The 19,778-nt window shown below is 39.2% G+C and carries 23 protein-coding genes and 1 tRNA gene; 17 read left to right on the forward strand and 7 right to left on the reverse strand.

Translation table 11 applies throughout. The features are described 5' to 3' along the window. The first annotated feature begins 79 nt into the window (after positions 1-79). The 3 genes from I6N95_RS15950 to I6N95_RS15960 are packed head-to-tail and all read left to right on the forward strand — an operon-like array spanning position 80 to position 1,280. Complete coding sequence (locus tag I6N95_RS15950) at positions 80-367, forward strand: TIGR04197 family type VII secretion effector (protein ID WP_209529764.1); 288 nt, start codon at positions 80-82, stop codon at positions 365-367. Next, positions 364-558, forward strand: coding sequence for a hypothetical protein (locus I6N95_RS15955; RefSeq protein ID WP_209529766.1), 195 nt, complete (start codon positions 364-366; stop codon positions 556-558). Before I6N95_RS15950 ends, I6N95_RS15955 begins: the two co-directional genes overlap by 4 nt. After that, positions 555-1,280, forward strand: a complete 726-nt coding sequence (locus I6N95_RS15960; protein WP_209529768.1) for a hypothetical protein — start codon at positions 555-557, stop codon at positions 1,278-1,280. Before I6N95_RS15955 ends, I6N95_RS15960 begins: the two co-directional genes overlap by 4 nt. 347 nt (positions 1,281-1,627) lie before the next feature. On the opposite strand, the gene I6N95_RS15965 is transcribed toward I6N95_RS15960, so the two are convergent. After that, the gene (locus tag I6N95_RS15965; protein ID WP_209529770.1) at positions 1,628-1,828 is read right to left on the reverse strand and encodes a hypothetical protein; all 201 of its coding nucleotides are present in this window, start codon (positions 1,826-1,828) and stop codon (positions 1,628-1,630) included. After that, the gene (locus I6N95_RS15970; protein ID WP_209529773.1) at positions 1,828-2,226 is read right to left on the reverse strand and encodes a hypothetical protein; all 399 of its coding nucleotides are present in this window, start codon (positions 2,224-2,226) and stop codon (positions 1,828-1,830) included. Before I6N95_RS15970 ends, I6N95_RS15965 begins: the two co-directional genes overlap by 1 nt. Positions 2,227-2,334: 108 nt before the next feature. Between I6N95_RS15970 and I6N95_RS15975 the strand changes: the two genes are divergently transcribed. From I6N95_RS15975 to I6N95_RS16005, 7 genes are all read left to right on the forward strand, one after another. Next, on the forward strand, positions 2,335-2,688 hold the full coding sequence (locus I6N95_RS15975; protein ID WP_209529775.1) for a winged helix-turn-helix transcriptional regulator: 354 nt from the start codon (positions 2,335-2,337) through the stop codon (positions 2,686-2,688). A 175-nt stretch (positions 2,689-2,863) separates the two neighbouring features. Continuing rightward, the gene (locus I6N95_RS15980) at positions 2,864-3,280 is read left to right on the forward strand and encodes a PH domain-containing protein (protein WP_209529777.1); all 417 of its coding nucleotides are present in this window, start codon (positions 2,864-2,866) and stop codon (positions 3,278-3,280) included. Positions 3,281-3,427: 147 nt separating this feature from the next. Beyond that, entirely contained in the window at positions 3,428-4,111 is a 684-nt protein-coding gene (gene mtnN / locus I6N95_RS15985) for a 5'-methylthioadenosine/S-adenosylhomocysteine nucleosidase (RefSeq protein ID WP_209529779.1), read from the forward strand. Between the two features lie 54 nt (positions 4,112-4,165). Then, the gene (locus I6N95_RS15990; protein WP_209529781.1) at positions 4,166-4,450 is read left to right on the forward strand and encodes a hypothetical protein; all 285 of its coding nucleotides are present in this window, start codon (positions 4,166-4,168) and stop codon (positions 4,448-4,450) included. 72 nt (positions 4,451-4,522) lie between these two features. Beyond that, complete coding sequence (locus I6N95_RS15995) at positions 4,523-4,837, forward strand: hypothetical protein (RefSeq protein ID WP_209529783.1); 315 nt, start codon at positions 4,523-4,525, stop codon at positions 4,835-4,837. 182 nt (positions 4,838-5,019) lie between these two features. Continuing rightward, the gene (locus I6N95_RS16000; RefSeq protein WP_209529785.1) at positions 5,020-5,796 is read left to right on the forward strand and encodes an alpha/beta fold hydrolase; all 777 of its coding nucleotides are present in this window, start codon (positions 5,020-5,022) and stop codon (positions 5,794-5,796) included. 24 nt (positions 5,797-5,820) lie between these two features. Further along, the gene (locus I6N95_RS16005; protein WP_209529786.1) at positions 5,821-6,276 is read left to right on the forward strand and encodes a GNAT family N-acetyltransferase; all 456 of its coding nucleotides are present in this window, start codon (positions 5,821-5,823) and stop codon (positions 6,274-6,276) included. An 89-nt stretch (positions 6,277-6,365) separates the two neighbouring features. Here the strand turns inward: I6N95_RS16005 and I6N95_RS16010 are convergent, their stop codons facing one another. Further along, on the reverse strand, positions 6,366-7,244 hold the full coding sequence (locus I6N95_RS16010) for a MerR family transcriptional regulator (RefSeq protein ID WP_209529788.1): 879 nt from the start codon (positions 7,242-7,244) through the stop codon (positions 6,366-6,368). Between the two features lie 176 nt (positions 7,245-7,420). On the opposite strand from I6N95_RS16010, the gene I6N95_RS16015 reads away from it, so the two are divergent. Further along, complete coding sequence (locus tag I6N95_RS16015) at positions 7,421-7,621, forward strand: hypothetical protein (protein ID WP_209529790.1); 201 nt, start codon at positions 7,421-7,423, stop codon at positions 7,619-7,621. A gap of 182 nt (positions 7,622-7,803) precedes the next feature. Here the strand turns inward: I6N95_RS16015 and I6N95_RS16020 are convergent. Further along, positions 7,804-7,874, reverse strand: a tRNA-Gly gene (locus tag I6N95_RS16020). A gap of 137 nt (positions 7,875-8,011) precedes the next feature. Then, positions 8,012-8,953: a helix-turn-helix transcriptional regulator gene (locus tag I6N95_RS16025; protein ID WP_209529792.1), complete on the reverse strand. Its 942-nt coding sequence runs from the start codon at positions 8,951-8,953 to the stop codon at positions 8,012-8,014. 129 nt (positions 8,954-9,082) lie between these two features. Between I6N95_RS16025 and I6N95_RS16030 the strand changes: the two genes are divergently transcribed. The 5 genes from I6N95_RS16030 (at position 9,083) to I6N95_RS16050 (ending at position 16,903) form a co-directional block, all read left to right on the forward strand. Further along, positions 9,083-10,354, forward strand: coding sequence for an ABC transporter substrate-binding protein (locus tag I6N95_RS16030; RefSeq protein ID WP_209529794.1), 1,272 nt, complete (start codon positions 9,083-9,085; stop codon positions 10,352-10,354). A 51-nt stretch (positions 10,355-10,405) separates the two neighbouring features. After that, positions 10,406-11,272, forward strand: a complete 867-nt coding sequence (locus I6N95_RS16035; RefSeq protein WP_209529797.1) for a carbohydrate ABC transporter permease — start codon at positions 10,406-10,408, stop codon at positions 11,270-11,272. Continuing rightward, positions 11,272-12,096, forward strand: a complete 825-nt coding sequence (locus I6N95_RS16040; protein ID WP_209529799.1) for a carbohydrate ABC transporter permease — start codon at positions 11,272-11,274, stop codon at positions 12,094-12,096. Before I6N95_RS16035 ends, I6N95_RS16040 begins: the two co-directional genes overlap by 1 nt. Positions 12,097-12,105: 9 nt before the next feature. After that, positions 12,106-14,361 carry an alpha-xylosidase gene (gene yicI, locus I6N95_RS16045; RefSeq protein WP_209529801.1) on the forward strand — a complete coding sequence of 752 codons (2,256 nt, stop codon included), beginning with the start codon at positions 12,106-12,108 and terminating at the stop codon, positions 14,359-14,361. 526 nt (positions 14,362-14,887) lie between these two features. Beyond that, positions 14,888-16,903 carry an alpha/beta hydrolase gene (locus I6N95_RS16050; RefSeq protein WP_209529803.1) on the forward strand — a complete coding sequence of 672 codons (2,016 nt, stop codon included), beginning with the start codon at positions 14,888-14,890 and terminating at the stop codon, positions 16,901-16,903. A gap of 144 nt (positions 16,904-17,047) precedes the next feature. Here I6N95_RS16050 and I6N95_RS16055 read toward each other — a convergent pair whose 3' ends face one another. Beyond that, positions 17,048-17,527 (reverse strand): SAM-dependent methyltransferase, encoded by a 480-nt coding sequence (locus I6N95_RS16055; protein WP_209529805.1) that lies wholly within the window; start codon positions 17,525-17,527, stop codon positions 17,048-17,050. Positions 17,528-17,575: 48 nt separating this feature from the next. Next, a complete protein-coding gene (locus I6N95_RS16060) occupies positions 17,576-18,418 on the reverse strand; it encodes a MerR family transcriptional regulator (protein ID WP_209529807.1) in 843 nt (280 codons plus the stop codon). Positions 18,419-18,617: 199 nt separating this feature from the next. Between I6N95_RS16060 and I6N95_RS16065 the strand changes: the two genes are divergently transcribed. After that, complete coding sequence (locus I6N95_RS16065) at positions 18,618-19,625, forward strand: MerR family transcriptional regulator (RefSeq protein ID WP_209529809.1); 1,008 nt, start codon at positions 18,618-18,620, stop codon at positions 19,623-19,625. Positions 19,626-19,778: the final 153 nt, after the last annotated feature.

The raw sequence follows: 19,778 nt of genomic DNA on the forward strand, positions 1-19,778 counted from the left end.
TAATTTTAGTTTTTTGTATGTACATTTCTCCTATTTTTAGATATTATTAAGACATAATGATTGGAAATAGGAGTAGATTATGAAAATATCAAGTGACCTAGGGACAGCACAACAAAAAGCGACGGCTATTGCCCACGCGTTAGAGGTGATTTCAGGAATAGGAACGCCTGAAATAGATACACAAACAACAGTACAAGGAAACAGTCATGCACAAGAAGCTATTCAAGTAGCCATAGATGCGGGGACACATATTTCCGAAACAGTTCAACTGGCAATTAACAATCTCCAAAGTGTTGCTAAAAATTTTGAAGCCGTGGATCAAACCATCAAGGAGTCGATCATCGATCCCTTAGGTGGGATAAAATGATAGATGGATCGTCAGCCTCAACCACAAAAAAGCGATTGATCAATCTATTTCATGAGAATAAGTTAGTAGAACGATTGGAGAAAGACGATGTTGGTCTTTCGTTCACTAATACAGATTATTTGTTTTGGCGGATGAGCCTTTGGTGTATGGAAAATCAAAAAGCAACTTTTTGGGAGGAGAAACGACCATGAGTGTGGACATGTATGTGGCTTCTTCTCAAAGACAAGCATCAAGCGTCGCGACGATTTGCCAACAGCAAAAACAGGGCTATGAACTGTTGGAACAATCAATTAATGACTTTGTCTTACATAGTCCCTCTTTAGAAGGCGCAGCTTATGAATCGGCCAAAGATTTTTTTCATGCTGTTTTAATTCCTTTATCAAAGGGAGGCATCCTTTTATCAGAAGCTGTGGTGGAAGCTTGTCAGGCTTTTCCTAACGAGTACTTGGCTAAGGTGGACAGTGAGGATTTAAAAGAAAGTGATTTAAGAGAAAAAATTGAACAGTTGACGTATTTTATGGCAGATCTTTCCGATCTTCAAGAGCGTCTACAGCTGTTGCTTTATCGTCAACAGCAGGAGGATCTTTTTCATGATTCAATTGCTTCACGGATGACTAGTAGTCATTCATTAATGGCGTCCTATGGGCAAATTAGAGAAAAATTACAAAGTAAATTGGATGATTTACTGGCCTTTGATGCTCGTTCACCGGCTATTTTTTCGGAGATCGAAGAGTTGGAGCGTGCGGTAGCCAGAGGGGTGGAGCTAGCTGGTGGCTCTTGGGATGTTTCTTTAGGGAAATTTAACAAGCCTGCTCACAATACCTTAATTTGGCGGAACAGGATCGATGAGTCTTGGCGTATTAGAGAAGCTAAAAGACAATCGTTAGTTGGCGGTGTTCATAAGGACGGCTAGAAGGTAATTAAGTGAAAGTTAAGAGCCAGTATTGAGTGTCTCCTAGGCAAAAATTACCGATTGAGCTAATCGATTATTTTTGTACGCTAAAGGGGGTATAAAAATATTTAGATTCAAGAAACTGATGCACCAGTTTCTTGAATTTTTTTGGGGTTTGATAGAGTTTAGCGTAAAAGAAACCGACAACTATCTGTTAACGGGAGGTATATCAGTTTCCTTTTCAATGTTGAATTATTTTGACAGCTTCTGTAATACTTAAGGTCATCTTTTTGAGTATATTAAAAAGTTGAACGACAAGCCGAACAAATTTTCGACTTAATGGTAGGTCTCGTAGGAATTGCTTGAGCTTAGTATCTCCTGCCCTCATAGCCAAGATTGGCAATGTTTTGACTAATGGTATCTAAGGAATCAAGCAAAGTTAAATCGATAATACCTGCTCCTTGAGAGATGATTTTAAGCTGGTTAGCTGAGTCTCTCATGAATGAGAGCGTGAGGATGAAGATCAGTAAGAAGATGATTGGCCGAGCAATTCCTTGTTTGTTTAACATCAGGAGGGCTCCTTTTTTGTCAAATATAATAATGTGAGACTTGAGAGTGATGTGACAATGGCTAAAGGGGTCATAAGAGCCCTCTCTTTCTTACTGGTAGTGATGAACCCGTTAGAAAAGATTGCAAAAATCATAAAAATGGTGCTTAGTATAATGATGGTTCTGGTCTTTTGGGTGCTTTTCTTCATGATGTTGCCTTGTTGTAGATAGGCGTAGGCGACATAAGCCCAAAGAAACATTAAGAGTAAACTTATTAATCTCATCTCCAGCGGAAATACGACGTGTTGGCCTCCAAGAACGTATTCACCAAGGGGAGCACCTAAGATTAAGGTGGCGTGAAGCAATGAGTTTAGAGCGAAAATCGTTGAGCAAATGGTAGCTAATAGTTTTTTTATCATATGACCCTCCAAGGATTGGTAGCGTATCTGGTATAATTATAAAGGATGTCTATTAAGAAAGTTAGTAGGCACTTTTTAGATAGCTACTATCAAAAAGGAGAGTGTGGCATGGTAACAAAACGTGGTGTTTGCCCGATTGAGGATTATGGGTATGAAGCAATTGAAAAAGTCATAGACATGATTGCTGGGAAATGGAAATTACGTATTTTATATCTGTTAACTAAATATGAGTGTTTGCGTTACGGTGAATTAAAAAAGCATGTGCCCGGTATTACCCATAAGATGTTGAGTATGCAGCTAAAGGAATTAGAAAAGGACAAACTACTGGTCAGAAAGGAATACCCTCAAGTTCCACCAAAAGTAGAGTATTCATTGACCGTCAAAGGGTGGGGACTTGTTCCACTGTATGAACAGCTTGGCATTTGGGTTATGGAAAATCGAGAGGAGTTTATGGGGTTATAAGTTTCAAAATAACGGGAACCGTTCTGTTTTGATTTGCTGGGTGTGGTAATCCTTGTTTTTATCGTATCTATCGTTACAGAAACAGTTTGTTTCAACTGAAAAGCTAGTTGACAGTATTAAGCCAATTTTTATGACGTTGATTATGCTATAATAAATCAAAAAAGGAGTGTTTTAGATGAATGAAGCCTTTAAATTAGAGAATATTGTTGCTTACGCGGAGTCGAATCAGTTGGTTTTGGTGGACAATGGGAATATTTTATACGGACAGATTGATGCTAAATTTTGGAAGTATGCTCTTTTTTCAGGCTTTGCGGCTTTTGATATTAAGCATCTATTATTAGTTGTTAATTCTGATCGTTTGACGATGGTGGGCGTAACCATAACCGGGGCGTTTTCGGACTCGATTGTCCATATTCCAACAGACGTGGTTCAATCCTTCCAATTTAAAAAGGGCTTGATGCAAAGTACGATTTCTTTTGTTGCCAATTCGGAAAAGTATATCATTAAAATTCCCAATGTGATTGCAGTCGCTAGGTGGCAAAAAGGAAATATTAAGTATTTACTGGATCAGCAATTTTTTTGCTTAATGTAAAGGGGAAATTGAGTTTCTTTTAATTATTACTAAGCAGAATTAAACAAGCTTTTACGGCGCTGTCTTATTGGAGAAGCTTCATTTGAAGTGTAGCTTTTGTTTGATACTGGGATTTAGAACGTTAATCGAATTTGGAGGGATGTTTTTGTGAAAATTGGAATTATTACCGCTATGCCTATTGAGTTAAGCTATGTTTTAGAGCAACTCAATTTTACGCCAAAAGAATTTAAAAAGAACACCATTTATTATGCCGACTACGAAGGGTGTGAATTAGCTCTTGTTTCCAGTGGGGTTGGCAAAGTTAATGCGTCAACTTATACCCAACTATTAATTGATTCATTTAGTCCTGATTGTATCTTTAATATCGGGATTGCTGGGGGGCTAAAGCAGGGATTAATGCCCCTAGACATAGTTGTTGGCAGTTCTTATAGTCACCATGATGTTAGGATTCAACAGATGGCAACTCTTTTTCCAAAAAGATCGGTATTTCATGCGGATGATCAATTACTTAAAATTATTAACCAACATGACATTCGTGGCATCACTGGTTGTATTGTTTCAGGGGAAAGATTTATTGCTGATGAAACAGAACGAAAAAATATTATCAAACAGTTTAATGCCGTTGCAGTGGACATGGAATCAAGTGCTATTGCTCACACGTGTTTTATCAATGAGATGCCTTTTGTGGCGATGCGATGTATTTCGGATTTGGCCGATGCCACTGCTGCTGATACTTATGAGGCGAATGAACGTCTGGCAAGTAATCATGTTGGGAAAGCTTGTTTAACTGTATTATCAAGTAAAGAGTTTGGTTATATTAACTTTGCTTAGCGTCATTTTTGATAAGAAGAGACGCGGTTTTAGCCATTCTTAAAGGAGGTTTAAATGGAAACTATTACGATTAATCTTACTAGAAAAAAGTTGACATATAAAGCTGATGAAGTCTGGTTCAGACAAACCATTGAGCATAATTTGATTAACAGATACACGGCTGAAGAATTTCAGCTTCATTATTTGAGCGATGATCCAGCGTCCAGGTATGAAATTGACACAGCTACATTTTTTACATTTGAACTCCCAATCTTTTTTGGTCACTCGGAAATTATCGATGTCGCACTAGGGAATGAGCCAATTACTAATACGAGGGAATTTTTTGAATTTAATCCTTAGTGCCCGTTTGTCTTATGAATCATGAGATTCCTTTTACAAACGGTGAGGAAGTCAGATCAGGAGTGAGTTTAAATGGACGGGATTATCATCGAGAAGAATCAAACCTTTAGTCAGTTTAAGTCAATTTTAATCGCCTTAAAGGGAGAGCATAAAAAGTATAATTGGTTAATAACAGAGATTGATTTTGTTCCAGGAAGAAAAAACAAGTTGGTTTTGGAGCAGCCCTATACTTGGGTATTAGGAGAAGAATTGGAACAGCTATTCAGAGATGAAGCTGGTTTTTGGGCTTGGGGAGTATTTTCTGGTTTTTCAAAAGAGTTGACACTTGATGAAGTATTGCAGTTTTCCTTACCTTATGCGGATGGTAATCCAGTTTTTTGGCAATGACAGATAATCGATTGATTCTCGAGAATTTAATGGAAACATTTTCGACTAGTTGCCGCGATTTAGAGGCGTACAATTTAGAGAATCACGGAAGTTGAGGACAGCTTAAGTTGATTTTTTAGATAGAAGTTAGTAACACCTATTATGCAGGGGGTCATACCCTAAAATTTGGAGGCACTTATTTAATGAAAGAATACACGCTAAAGAACACCTCGTTCAAAATTCGCTATCACGATTTTCCTGGTAGTGAAACGGCCATCCTTTTTATTCATGGGTTGGGATGTGCCGGATCTTTTGATTATCCGAATGTGGCCTCACAACCAGAAGTATCCAACCATCGGCGGATATTAATTGATCTTTTAGGCGCAGGTTATAGTGATAAGCCGAGGGATTTTACCTATACAATCCAAGAGCACGCTAATTATCTTTTAGATTTTGTTAATGAATTAAAGTTGGACAGGTTTATCTTGTTCGGCCATAGTTTAGGCGGTTCAGTCGCACTGACACTGGCAGCGATGTGTGAGGAAAAAGTTAGTCAACTGATTTTGACAGAAGCCAATTTAGATAGCGGTGGCGGTTTTACAACAAAAGTTATTGCATCTTTTGAGCAGAGTGAGTTTATCTCAACAGGCTTTGCAGAAATGATTCACGAAAACAAAGTCAATTCCAATGAACTGTGGGCTGCTTGTTTTTCAAACTGGTTGCCTCAAGCCGCGTATCAAGCGTCTAAATCGGCTGTTGAGGGGCAAACTCCTTCTTGGAGGGAAATTCTCTATGGGCTTAGTTGCCCTAAAACATTTATTTTTGGCGAAAAAAATATGAGTGATCCTGATGCAAACATTTTAGCAGACCATCGTATTCGAATTGATAAGGTGAAAGATGCGGGGCATTCAATGGCCTGGGAAAATCCTGAAGATTTAGCTAGGGCGATTATGACGAGTATAAACGTCGTAAGGGATTGACTACACTAAAAAAAGGAGTCAGGGATGGAAGTGAAGGTTTTAGAAATGATCTATGATGGGCCGATAGTTAATGCAGATATTCAGCTTGTCAATTATCATCATCACTATTATGAGGCGTATAGAGAAATGAATTGTAACAGTTTTCGTTCGTTGAGTATAGCAGTTGGACTAAATCCAGATGTTTTCTACTCTGAGGAAGAACTAACGCAAAAAGCAGACACGATCTTTCTTTTATTGGCTGGTAAAAAACTGATGGGGGCCGTGGAGATCACTGGAAATGAAATCCAACATCTTGTTGTAAATGTTGGATTTCAACAAAAGGGCTTAGGGAAAAAACTTTTGATGTATGGGATCAATCAAATTCAGCAGTCAGGTTATTCAACGGTAAGGCTTTTCGTTGCTGAATGTAATCAAGGGGCCGTTAGGTTTTATCTAGCAAACGGATTTGCGGAAATTAACGCTGTTATCGAAGAGTGGTGAATCACGATCCTCTTTTCTCAAATGACTATTTTGGACTGAAAAGTACGGGCCAATCAAGCCACTTACAACTTTTTTAGTTGATCCTTAGTTTAATTTCTCTCCCAGTTTGCTATTTCTGGATAGTCTTCTTGAAGTTTTTTATCAGCTCGTTCAAGTTGAGCATAATACTCAGTATAGGCGGGGCTCAATTTTTTCATTGCCGGGATAAAACGCTCATAGTAACCACTGGAAGCATTAAATTCTTTCATATAGGCTTGCATTTTATAACTGGGGGAATCAAGGTACTCTGTGCTTTGTTTGTACGCCATGTACTGTATTAAAAAATCTTTATTCTCTGACATAAATGTTTCAGGGTCAGCTAAGGCTGTTTCCATATTTTGGAGAGTCTTATTAATTAACTGATTGCTGATTGTTATCATGTGTTCGTCAATAAAATCTTGTATTTCAAGTGGAAAAACTAACTGGGGAACATCATCTAAAAATGAGATGATGTCGTCATAGGCTTTCTGCTGCTCCTCGTTTGCTATTGGATCAGTTAAAAATCTAGCAAAGTGCAAGCAAATATAGCGGCCATAATAGCCGGGAAATAGTTCTAGTAGTTTGTCGGAAATAGCAGTTTGGTCGTCTATTGATTGTAATTTGTCTTTAATATCAACATAGGAGGCATTTAAACAAAGCTCGTTAAGGAGGGCTTGTTTCAACTCGCTGTTCTTTAACATTATTTTTTTTTGCAGAGCAATTCGTTGCAAAACGTCTCCTGTTTGATCGGCAAGTATTTCTTTGATTTCTTCAACACTAATTTCCAGTTTGCGCAGAACTGCTATTTTTTCTAACAATAAGCGATCAGATTCACTAAAATCCCGGTAACCATTTTCTTGTATAGTAGGTGAAATAAGTTGTTGTTCACAGTAGTATTCAACTGCTTTTTTGGTCAATCCTGTTTGCTTAGTAATCTCATTGATTAACATGATGAACACCTCCAATTCTATTGTAAACCAGCCCCTTAGGTTGTAGTCAATAGATAAACGCGAAAATATGTTATGATGATAAAATTATCTGCATAAAAAAGGATAGCTTTTAGCTGAGATGGTAAGAGGATGCCACTCAAGCTACCAAATGCCGACTATCAGGAAAATGTGGAAAGGTGAATATTAGAAGACTAAATGGAAAAATGGGTCAAATAAAAGAAAATGCAGTTGTTAGATTGAGTGAGATTCGCCTAAGGGATTATGTCGTCGGAGCTGATCTTACAGTGGGAGACCAGTATATGTTGAGGCAGTATCTCATTGAAAAACAACTCAAAAAACAGTTCCCAAAAGGAAGAGCTTGTTTTATCGGTTACTGATGAGGGGGGATTGATTAGCTTTCATGTTGCTAGAGAGTTGGAAGGGTTCTGGATTGATCAGCATTTGAAGCAGTTTGAGGAAGCTGTAGCGTATATTGCTTTTAATTACGCAATACTCTTTTAGCTCGTTTTAAGAACAAGGCGTTCGGGAGGTAATTAAGACTGATCTAGTTTGATTAATAAGCGGGTGACGAGAATCGAACTCGCGATAACAGCTTGGAAGGCTGTAGTTTTACCACTAAACTACACCCGCAACATTACTAAAATTATAAAACGAAATTTGATAAAATTCAAGAAAAAAAAGATTAAAACTGAGATAGCTTTAATCTTAATCTTTAAAAACTCCGATCTTAAAAAGGTGGGAGTTTTTCTGTGTATTCCCTTGGCTTGTTAAAGAAGCGTGATGTCATTTGGTTTTTTTCGGTACGCACTAGGGGTTAGACCGATTTCTTTTTTGAAAACGGTGGCAAAGTAATTCGCATCTTCAAAACCACTTTCAAAGGCAACATCAATGATTTTTAAAGAAGTGTTTAAAAGTAAATATTCGGCCTTCATGATGCGCATTTTGTTTAGGTAGGTGAAGAATGAGAGTCGGAAATTCTTTTTGAAAAAACGGCAAAAGTGTTCTTGACTAAAGCCGATATGTTGGCTGATATCTTCAAGGGAGATGTGGTTTTTATAGTTTTCTTCGATAAACAAGAGGACTTTTTTACATTTATAAGAGGTCATGTCACTTCTGATTTCCTGATGTTGATCATAGTGAAACAGTGTTTCTTTTTCTAAATAGAGCTCGCGGAAGAAGAGTAGCATGTTAGCTTTTAAACTGAGTTCAAACTGTTGTTTTTTTAATGCGAAGGTGTCCACTAAGGTTACAATGTAGCTTCGTAGGAGTGCAATATTGGGAATATCGCTGGTTGCATGGACGATATGTTGAGCAGGATATTTAATGATAGGATCAAGGTAAGATTGTTGAATGAGGTCTGAGCTATGACTTTCAATAAAAAAAGAATCAAAGACGATGGCGAAAAATGAGCAAGGGGATTGCTGGTAATTAATGGCGCCGTGTAAGAGGTTGGGCGGGATAAAGAGCAAGTCGCCTTCTTTGGCAATAAGGTGATTGCCCTCAATCAGGACTTCCATTTGACCTTGGGAAATATAGAGTATTTCCATCTCTCGATGCCAGTGGGTGTGAATCATAAATTTTCGTTGAGAATCATGGGTGGTAAAATGAACAGCGAAGGGGAAAAGGCTGTTGCCGTGTTCCGTAATTTCATTTAAAGAAGGGTCTATATCTTTTTCGCTCGGGTTAGGTGTAAAGATGTTGGTTGTCATAGTATTTTTTTCCTTTCTGGTGGAATATCAATATTTTCGTGTATTTTGACTAATATAGCGAACACATTATAGCGTAATTGCTAATATAATGAAAGTGTATTCAAGAACGAAAATATAGGAGGATGAATGATGAAGAAATGGTTCATGATGTCGGTAACTCTTTTAGGAATGGTAAGTCTAGTGGGGTGTAGTAGCTTTGGTAGTGAGTCGGAGACTAAGAAAACCACGATTGAAGTTTTTAATATTAAAACAGAAACAGCGGAGCAAATGGATGATTTAGTTGTAAAATACGAAGCAAGCCATCCGGATATTAAGATCAATATGACAACGGTTGGAGGTGGGACAGATGCCACGGCAGCCATGCAATCCAAATTTTCTTCAGGAGATGAACCTGATATTTTTATGCTTGGTGGGTTATCTGATGCCCAAACTTGGGAACACAAATTGTCTGATTTAAGCGAGACGGAGATCGCTGGGAAAGCGATGGACGGCACATTAGAAGGGGCCACGTTAAATGATAAAGTGCTAGGTGTGCCAATGAACATTGAAGGGTATGGCTGGTTGGTCAATAAAGAAATTTTTAAGAAAGCTGGCATTGACAGCGAAGGAATTCAATCATTTGCTGATTTTGAAGCAGCTGTCGAAAAGCTAATTTCCCAAAAAGCTGAACTTGGCTTAAGTGGTGTCTTTGCTTTTAGTGGCGGAGAAACCTGGGTGACCAGTCAGTTTAGTTCCAACTTTATTGGACCTGAGTTTAATAACAGTTTGATTGATACTTATAACGGCAAGGAACTGGCTTTCACCTATGGGGACCAGATGGCAGATTATCTTAATTTGGCTGCCAAGTACAATGCTTCTCCGTTGGAATCAATGGACTATAGCACTTCTGTCGAAGAGTTGTTTGCTGGAGGAAAAGTGGCAATTATTCACCAAGGAAACTGGATTGTGCCAACCTTAAATAGTTTGGATGAGACCTTTGCTAAAGAAAAGCTGGGAATTATTCCGATGTTTGTAGCAGAAGGCCAAGGTAAAATAGTGGCTGGTCCTGCTTGGTATTGGGGCGTTAACAAAGATAAAGATGAAAAGAAAATTGAAGCGTCAATCGATTTCTTAACTTGGATGTATTCTGATAAAGAGGCCATGGACGCGATTATTAATGACTTTGATTTTATTCCAGCTTATACTAATTTTTCAAGTGAGCAAATTACGGATCCACTGTCAAATAAAATTTACACCTATTTAGCAGATGGTCAAACAGTGCCCTGGGTTCATAATTCTTATCCAGATGGGTTCGGTCAAAATGTCATTGGGGTCCAGGTGCAAGCCTATACAGCAGAGCAAATTTCCTGGAAAGAGTTCACTAAGATGCTGACCACTACTTGGAAAGAGGAACGTCAATAACAGTAGGGAGGCACTGCCTCCCTGTCAAGATAGTTTATTAGGAGGAACACTATGTTAACAAATAAATCGACATCCTTTTGGTTGCTGTTGTTGCCGGCTTTAATCAGTTTGACCCTAGTGTTGTTTATTCCCTTGTTAGTCGGTTCTTATTATTCATTAACAGATTGGAATGGTAATACGGTTGGTCAGTTTGTCGGCCTTCAAAATTATGTTAAAGCGTTTCAAGATCAAGGTTTTATTGATAGTCTGGTGTTTACGGCTAAATTTTCAGTTGTTTGTATCGTGTTAATTAACGGCATTGCCTTATTATTAGCCACCTTAGTTACCCAGAAGTTAGGTAGATGGACCACTGTTTTTCGGACGGTATTTTTTATGCCAAACTTGATTGGCGGGATTATTCTCGGCTTTATCTGGCAGTTTATTTTCAATAAAGCCTTTGAAAGTCTTGGTGATTTAACTGGTCTTGGCTTTTTTAAAGGCTGGTTGAGCACACCAGAAACGGGTTTTTGGGGTTTGGTGATGCTGTTTGTTTGGCAGATGAGTGGGTATATGATGCTGATCTATGTCTCATTTTTAAATAATATTCCAGAAGAGATTTTGGAAGCAGCAGATATGGATGGTGCGTCGCCGATGCAAACCTTCATCAAGATTAAACTACCGATGTTGATGCCAGCTTTTACAGTCACCTTATTTTTAACCTTGTCTAATGCGTTTAAAATATACGATCAAAATTTGGCTTTGACGCAAGGTGGCCCTTATAATTCGACGCAAATGACAGCCATGAATATTTATAACGAGGCCTTTGCGATGAGAAAAATGGGCTTTGCTCAATCCAAAGCGATCATTTTCTTAGTGATCATTGTGATTATTTCCATCGTGCAGATTTCCATCACTCGTAAAAAGGAGATCAGTGCCTAATGAAGACAAAAAGAAAGAGTAAACAACTAGTTTTAATCGTGATTGGTATCTTATTTTCTGCCTTATGGTTTTATCCGTTTTTCTTAATTGTAATCAATTCGTTTAAGACTAAAACAGAAATTTTTCAAAACACCTTAAGTTTGCCTCAAAGTATCAATGCCACTAATTATGTGACGGCGCTAGAGAAGCTTGATTTTGCCAGAAGTGCCGCCAACTCGCTGTTGATCACAGTCGGTTCATTGATCTTAATTATTTTTGTATCGTCGCTTGCGGCCTATGCTCTGTCACGAAACACCAGCCGTTTAAGCAGTTTCATTTACTTTATTATCGCCATTGGCTTGTTAATTCCCTTTCAAGGCATCATGATTCCATTAATTTCTCTTTTTGGCAAGGTGAAGATGTTGAATCAACCGGGGTTAATGATCATGTACCTCGGTTTAGCCACCAGTATGGCCACCTTCATGTATTACGGAGCATTACGGGGGATTCCCAAATCTTTGGATGAGGCAGCGCTGATCGATGGGGCAAGTACGTTGAAGATCTACTGGTCCATCATTTTTCCGTTATTAAAACCGACAACAGTGACGATAATTGTCTTGAACTCTTTGTGGTTTTGGAATGACTATTTGTTGCCTTCTTTAAGTGTCAACAAAGAAGGAATGTACACGATCCCTTTAAAGATGTTCTATTTCTTTGGTGAATTTAACAAGCAGTGGCACTTGGCTTTAGCGGCCTTAGTGATTGTGATTATTCCCATTATTATATTATTCATACTACTTCAAAAGCATGTCGTCAAAGGCATATCAGATGGAGCGGTTAAATAGGAGGAACTTATGAAATTTACAGAAGGATACTGGTTGACAAAGGAAGGATTCAGCCTTAATCACCCACAAGAGTGCTGTGATTATCGCATAGAGGACCAGCAGTTGGAATTGTTTTTACCTTATAAAAAAATTGAGCGGCGAGGGGATACTTTAAATCTGGGAATGACAACCATGAGATTAACCTCCCCGCAGGAAGATATTATTAAAGTCAGCTTAGTTCATCACGACGTGGCACCGGCTTTGCCTCAGTTTGGCATTAACGAAAGGGGGACTGCTGTGGCTATTTCTGTTGAAAGTGAGTACCGCTTTAAAACCGGAAATTTGGAAGCAGTCGTTCCTAAAGAAGGGCCCTTTAGTTTGGCATTTTATGGGGAGCAGCGTCTGTTGACTTCTTCAAAACCGCGGGCACAAGCGGAGATAACTGGGGCGGACGGCACTCACTACATGCGAGAACAACTGTCTTTAGATCCCTATGAATTTGTTTATGGCATGGGCGAAAAGTTCACTCCTTTTACTAAAAATGGTCAGACTGTGGATAGTTGGAATGAGGACGGTGGAACTGGGAGTGAAAAAGCTTATAAAAATGTGCCATTTTATATAACCAATCAAGGTTATGGCGTATTGGTTAACCATCCAGAAAACGTCTCTTTTGAAGTAGCTTCGGAAAATGTCTCACGCACGCAGTTCAGTGTCGAAGGCGAGTTACTGGAGTACTACTTGATTTATGGTCCCACCATGAAAGAGGTGCTTAAGAAATACACAGATCTAACTGGAAAACCGGCTTTACCTCCAGCTTGGTCCTTTGGCTTATGGCTCTCAACGTCGTTTACCACGGATTACAGTGAGAAAACGGTGATGCAGTTTATTGATGAGATGCAGGAAAGAGACATTCCGTTTGACGTCTTTCATTTTGACTGTTTTTGGATGAAAGAATTTGAATGGTGTGGCTTTGAATGGGATCAGAAGATGTTTCCGGATCCAGCAGGTTTGTTGAAGCGAATTCATGCTAAGGGACTAAAAATTTGTATGTGGATTAACCCCTATATCGGTCAAAAAGCCAAGGTATTTAAAGAATGTAAAGAGCGAGGTTTTTTTGTCAAAAATAGCAAGGGAGAAGTTTGGCAGTGGGACATGTGGCAGGCAGGCCAGGGAATCATTGATTTCACGAATCCCGAGGCCCGAGCCTGGTATAAAGAACAGCTGAAGATCTTGATCGATCTGGGGGTTGATTCGTTTAAAACAGATTTTGGAGAACGAATTCCCACAGATACGGTGTATTATGATGGATCAGATCCTGAGAAAATGCATAACTATTATGCCTATTTATATAATGAAGTGGTCTTCGAACTGTTGGAGGAGCTTAAGGGCGAAGGGCAAGCGGTGGTTTTTGCCCGATCAGTTTCTGTCGGGTCACAAAAATTTCCTGTTCACTGGGGTGGGGATAATCTTTCCCAATATTCCTCCATGGCAGAGTCCCTTCGAGGAGGGCTTTCCTTTGTTTTGTCAGGTTTTGGCTTTTGGAGTCATGATATTGGTGGTTTCGAAGAAAACACCAGTCACGACCTATATAAACGCTGGACTCAGTTTGGTCTGTTGTCCACTCACAGCCGTTATCATGGCAATATTGAATACCGAGTTCCTTGGAATTTTGGGGAAGAGTCAGCTTTAGTGACGCAAAGGTTTTCTAAATTGAAAAATAAGTTAATGCCTTATATCTATAAGGAGGCTGTTACGACGGCTAAAACTGGGGTGCCAATGATGCGCCCGCTTGTATTAGAATTTGAAGAAGACTATACTGTTCATACGATTGACAAACAATATATGCTAGGGCAGGATTTGCTGGTGGCGCCTCTCTTTAATGAGAGGGGCAATGTGAAGTTCTATTTACCATCAGGCAACTGGACAAATTACTTAACGAATCAGGCCTATGAGGGCGGTCGTTGGTATTGGGAAGAGCATGATTATTTCTCATTGCCTCTGTTGGCACGTCAAAATAGTGTGATCGTTGAAGGGGGAACGGATCAGACGGCTCAATATGATTATGGACAGAATCTAACAGTTCATGTCTTTGAGTTAAAGGAAGAAACTTGCACGGAGGTTTTCGATCATCAGGGAGATTGTATCGGGGAGATTAAGATCACGCCTACGGAAAGTTCGTATCAGGTTCAAGTCAACCATCTAACAAATGTTGAGGTGATTTTTAGGAATAAAGTGATAGATGAAATGGAGACTCATGAATTAGGCTCAAGAGTTTTTATTCGATAATCAGTTGATATTTAGTCGAATTGAGGCGTAAGTAGATGGATGCTTATGCCTCAGTTTTTTTTTGTCGAACTTGTTGTACTAGGAATTGTTAAGTCCAATTAGCTAAGGGGCTAAGTGATTGTTAGTCCATGACCATTTTAGTTGAAAAGGAATACTACTGGAAGAGATAGAATATTAAGCTGGTATATACATCCTGTTAAATAATCGAACATATAGTTCCATTGGATAATGCGCATAATCATCCGCCAAGAGTGGTACTTTCAGCTTTTTTCTGGCTGAAAGTTTAACGGTAAAGGATGATTATTTAATGGGAACTATATAGTTATAAGTTGTGCGCGGCTAGTAAAAGTTCTAGTGAAAAGTGAAAAAGAAGCATTAATTTGAGGCGTTTACCGAAAAATTATTAATTTGACGTATTTGTAGATGTAAATGTGTGTTATCATTAGTAATAGGAATTTAAAACTATCGTTTAATGAACGATTTTGTTGTTCAATAAGTGTCCGTTTAAAGAAATAGGAGGGAAATGATGAAGAAAAAAGTATTGGTCGGTGTTTTGTTGTGTAATTTGTTGATACAAGGGATTCCTGTTATGGCGAATGAAAAAGGGGTTAGTGAGGTGACAGAAGGCGTGTATATCTTAGCGCCTGATAGCTCGATTGAACCAGAAGTGTTGACAACAGACAGTATGGAACCTTTTGAAGCGAAAACAGCGGTGGAACGAAAACAGTTATCAGCAGAAGAGCAGCAGCTAGTAAATGAGATGGAAGGTTATCTTAATGACCAGATAGATCTGAAAAGTCGAGGATTAATTGAGTCGCAGTTGGATAAAGCGGTTGTTAATCTGGCTTTTGACTTCGGTTTTAACCGGGATAATAGCATGTTTGGCTTGATAGCCAATCTGGTAGGTGACTATGACATTCCTCATTTAGACTGGTTTAATAGTTTAACCAATGTGAGTGAACGGACCTTGCAAGTATACGATGAACCGACAGGTAAAAACGTGATATTACGTGGAACTTATATTGACAATGGCGCTTCTGAGACGGTGATTGTTCATCACGGCTATCGGGGAGATGGCCAAGGAATGCTGGATTTTATTAAATTATTTGCTGACCGAGGATACAATGTTCTTTTTCCAGATGCTCGCTCCCATGGTAAGAGCGAAGGTCGCTATATTACTTTTGGTCATTACGAAAAGGATGATTTAACGAAGTGGATTGAGCAAGAAGTTGCGATGAAACCGGATCAGGAAATTATTTTAATGGGCGTTTCTATGGGAGCTGCTACGACGGTTCTATCCCAAGGCACTCCTCATCCAAGTGTTAAGGCTTATATTGAGGATTGTGGTTATAGTTCTGCTGAGCAACAGTATAAAGATACGTTGCATTTGCTAACTCAGTACTTGCAGTATATACCGATTGTTAATTTGAAAGATTGGGATGCGAAAGAAGATGAATTGATTTATCAGTTAAATGAGCAAAAAATTAAACCGCTGTTAAAATTTGATTTATATTCTGTGTCACCTTTGGAAAGTGTCTCAAAGACGGGAGTTCCTAAGCTGTTTATTCACGGTGATGCCGACTGGTTTATTCCACCGGTTGCCATGACTCAAATGTATAATCAGGCGATTGGCTATAAAGAGCAAGTGTTAATTGCTAATGCCGGTCATGGGGAAGCTCTTGGAACGGATCGAGAGACCTATACTAATGCAGTATTCTCTTTCTTGGAAACGATAAAAACGTTGAATACGAAACAACCTGAAGTGGCAGCAGATGTTAATTTGATTCAGAATCCTTTTTTCAAGTTCAATCAAACTCATTTTGAGAATTGGGAAACGAGTACAACCTTTGATAATCAAGGATTTAGTCAGTTGCCATTAGTTCGCAACAGCTATTCAGAATTTATTTTGAAGAAAGCTGGGAAAAAAGAAGTCGTCACGGCGACACAAAAGGAAGAGGGAATTCGTTTTTTCACGAGATATGGTTATAATGATGGCTTGGTTGGTCAAAATGTGAAGCTGATAGCTGGCGAAACCTATGAGCTGAAATTAAATGCTAAAAATGAAACAGGTGGTTGGTTAACTTATCCTAACGTGATTTATGGCATAGATGGCATCAAAAAAGAAGATCCCCTAAAATCAAGTAAAACGCAATCAAAAACATTAGTCTATCAAGCGACTGAAACCAAAGATGTCAAGGTTAAAATCGGAGGGAAATTAGGGCGGCGTTCATTGTTGGGAAGTGATTATTCTCATACTTTGATCAATGGTGTAAGTCTCGTTAATGCTGACCGGACGCCACCTGCGGCTCTAGAACTCACTGAACTATCGTGGAATCAAGGGAGCTGGACCATTCGTGGAAAAGGTGAGCCTCGTAGTTTAGTTCAAGTGGCAGATGAAACTGGCAAGATTGTATCAGAGCTTCTCACAGAAGGAAATGGGTTCTTTACGATGACGTTAACAGAGGCTCCAGGAAGCGTTCGTCATTTGATTAATCAAGATGTTAAAGGCAATCGTAGTGAGTCCCGTCTGCTAGTCTTTTAATCAGCGTGACGAGTAAGATAGCGAAATAAATAATAGCAGTTAGTTGATTAATCGTTCAACTAACTGCTTATTTTATTTCTATACCCGTAGTGATTGGGCTAAGTTGTGGGGTAGAAATACTAGTGTGTTGTCCGTAATCTTATGCTAAAATAAAAACTCTTCTTCCCAAGGGAAATCTCCTGAGGATTCAATCGTTTGAGGCCAATGGCTACACCAGTCTGGGCTTTGATAGGTAGCCACTCGATCGATACTTGGTGTATAAGGTTTGATATCCAAAAGAGGGGTACCGTTAAAGGCGTCGATATACGGTAAATCGATGATTCCTTGCTGACAGTCAATCTTAAGTGGTTTGACCGTGGAGGATAAAATCGGGTTTGGCCGATACGCCGAACGAGTGGCAAAGACACCCATTTGTTCTGGGGCGTGGCGATAGACTTGTTGATCAATAAAAACGAAATTACGATAGTCAGGTTCATCTGCTTGATCAGCCCAATAAAGTAATACAAGGTGGCTAAATTCCTGAAGTGCCACTAAACCTTTGCGATAAGGGGCCTTAATCTGTAAATACATTCGGTCATCAGTGACCATAATGGTGCCTATTTCTTTTAGTGTCATGGTTGTCATTGTAAATCCCTCCAATAAAATAGTTACTACAACTATTATCATAGGGGGTCACACGATGTGAAGGTCAAGGCTTTTTTTTCGTTTTATCGGAATTTGTAATTCCGTTAAGTAGTCAGTGGCTGATTCGCGGTTCCAAGGACCATTTATGGGAATCTGACGTGTCTGGCCGCCGATGGTATAGCTAGGATGGTCGTTTAGCCATTGGGCCAGTCGGTGATAGACCCCGTCAATATTTTCAAATTTACCGTAAACTAAAATGGAGGCCATTTCAGGGACAGCGTCCAGTTGGCGAATGCTCAGACCGTCTATGTCATCCACTTTGTTTGCGACTAAGACGACTTCTACGTCGACATTGTGATCAAGATATTCTTCGGTATCATGATAAATGGCGAAACGTTGGGCAGTGTTAGGTGGAAAATAGTTGGCGTCGGACAATGCTTGGAAAAAGGTTTTCCAGAGCTGTCCTTCAGCGAAATAATCTTCGATCCTTTGTCTTAGAGAGATCACTTGATAGGTTGGAATGGCTTTAATTTGCACTTCGTAGGTCATGTCATAGGTATTATTCCTAATGGCATGTTTTAAGGTTTGAAGTTGTTTTAGTTTGTGTTGATTAGCCTTGATTTCAGTTTGGATGACTTTTTCTTGTTTTTGTAAGTAGTCCTTAAATTGTGTTTCATCAAGCTTCATTAATTCCTTAATTTCTTGAACTATAAAACCTAAGTCTCGTAATGTTTTGATTTTATTTATCGTTGGCAACTGCTCAAGGGTGTAAAGGCGATAACCGGTCAATTTGTCTTTTTGTTCAGGTTTTAATAGTTCGATTTCGTCATAATATCGTAGCATTCGCTTTGAAATTTGGCTTAGCCGGGAAAATTCCCCAATTTGAAACATGGAATCCCTCCTTTGGTTATCTAAATTATAACGAAGTTAGCTGAAAGTCTCAATCTGGAGGTGGCAAGGAGAAGGCGGTGATGATCTGGTGCAATGTGGTAAACTAGAGAAAACTGGTGAATCCCGGTCATTTTTAGACATTGACTCGGACACCGTGTCGTCCTTTATACTGAAATCAGGAAAAGAAAAGAGGGATTATATGGAACTTCAAACGATTAGTCAAGTAGCGAAGGCTTATGGCATTTCGGCAAGAATGTTGCGCTATTATGAACAGGTCGGGCTAATTGATAGTTTACGAAAAGCGGATTATGCTTATAGAGTGTATGATGAAAAGGCACTTATTCGTTTACGCCAAATCATCATTCTTCGTAAATTACGAGTGCCGGTTAAGCAGATCATCAGCATTTTAGATAATACAGATGGGGTTCAAATTGTTGAGATTTTTAGAGAGAATATCAAACAACTTGATAGTGAATTGACAGCCTTGTCCACAGTCAAATCTTTGTTGATGCGTTTTGTAGAGGAAATTAATCAAAAGACCGATGTTAATTTAACCTTGCTGGACGACGATGCTTTATTTTCTGAAGTGAACGCTCTTTCTTTTTCTGACAATCAACTTAGAGAAACGAAGGAGAGTGTTTCGATGGATGAGTTAAACAAAGCCAGTGATAACTTAAATAAACTGGAGGATAAAGATGTTCGGATCGTGTATTTGCCACCGATGACCGTCGCGGCTACTTACGCTTCAGGAGAAGGGTGTGAAGGGAAAGTAGCAGAGATCATTGGGAAGTTCACTGCAGAAAATGAGCTGTTAAGGATTAAACCTGATACCCGTTGTTTTGGTTTTGATTGTTCTGAGGGGGCTGTTGAAATAGGGGAAGGATCGCAAGTTTATGAAATGTGGGTAGCGGTTCCGGCTGATTTAGAGATACCTTCCCCGCTTGTGAGAAGAGAATTTCAAGGCGGGTTATATGCGGCCCATGTCCTTAGAGCTTGGGACTTTTCTGATTGGCGTTGGCTCGGTGAGTGGGTAGCTGAAAGCGATAAGTATGATAGCGATTGGGGGGCGCCCCGATGGGAGTCAACGGAAACGGTTTTTGGACAAGGGTTTGAGGAAACGCTGAATTTTTATCATTTCGCTCAAAAGAAGCCGTCAGATATAACTCAATTTCAACTTGATTTATTATTCCCAATCAAGGAAAAGTAGCAAGTATCTAGACGTTAAAATTTGAATTAGGAGGCTGACCCATAAGTCTCAACCATGATAATAAGGACGCAAAAATCAGAAAACTGATTTTTGTGTCCTTATTTCTTTGCTTATTTTTATTAAAACACTGTCTTGCGACAGTCATCTTCCTTA

Source organism: Vagococcus allomyrinae (genome assembly GCF_017829975.1).
In the GTDB taxonomy this organism is placed as follows: Bacteria; Bacillota; Bacilli; order Lactobacillales; family Vagococcaceae; genus Vagococcus_D; species Vagococcus_D allomyrinae.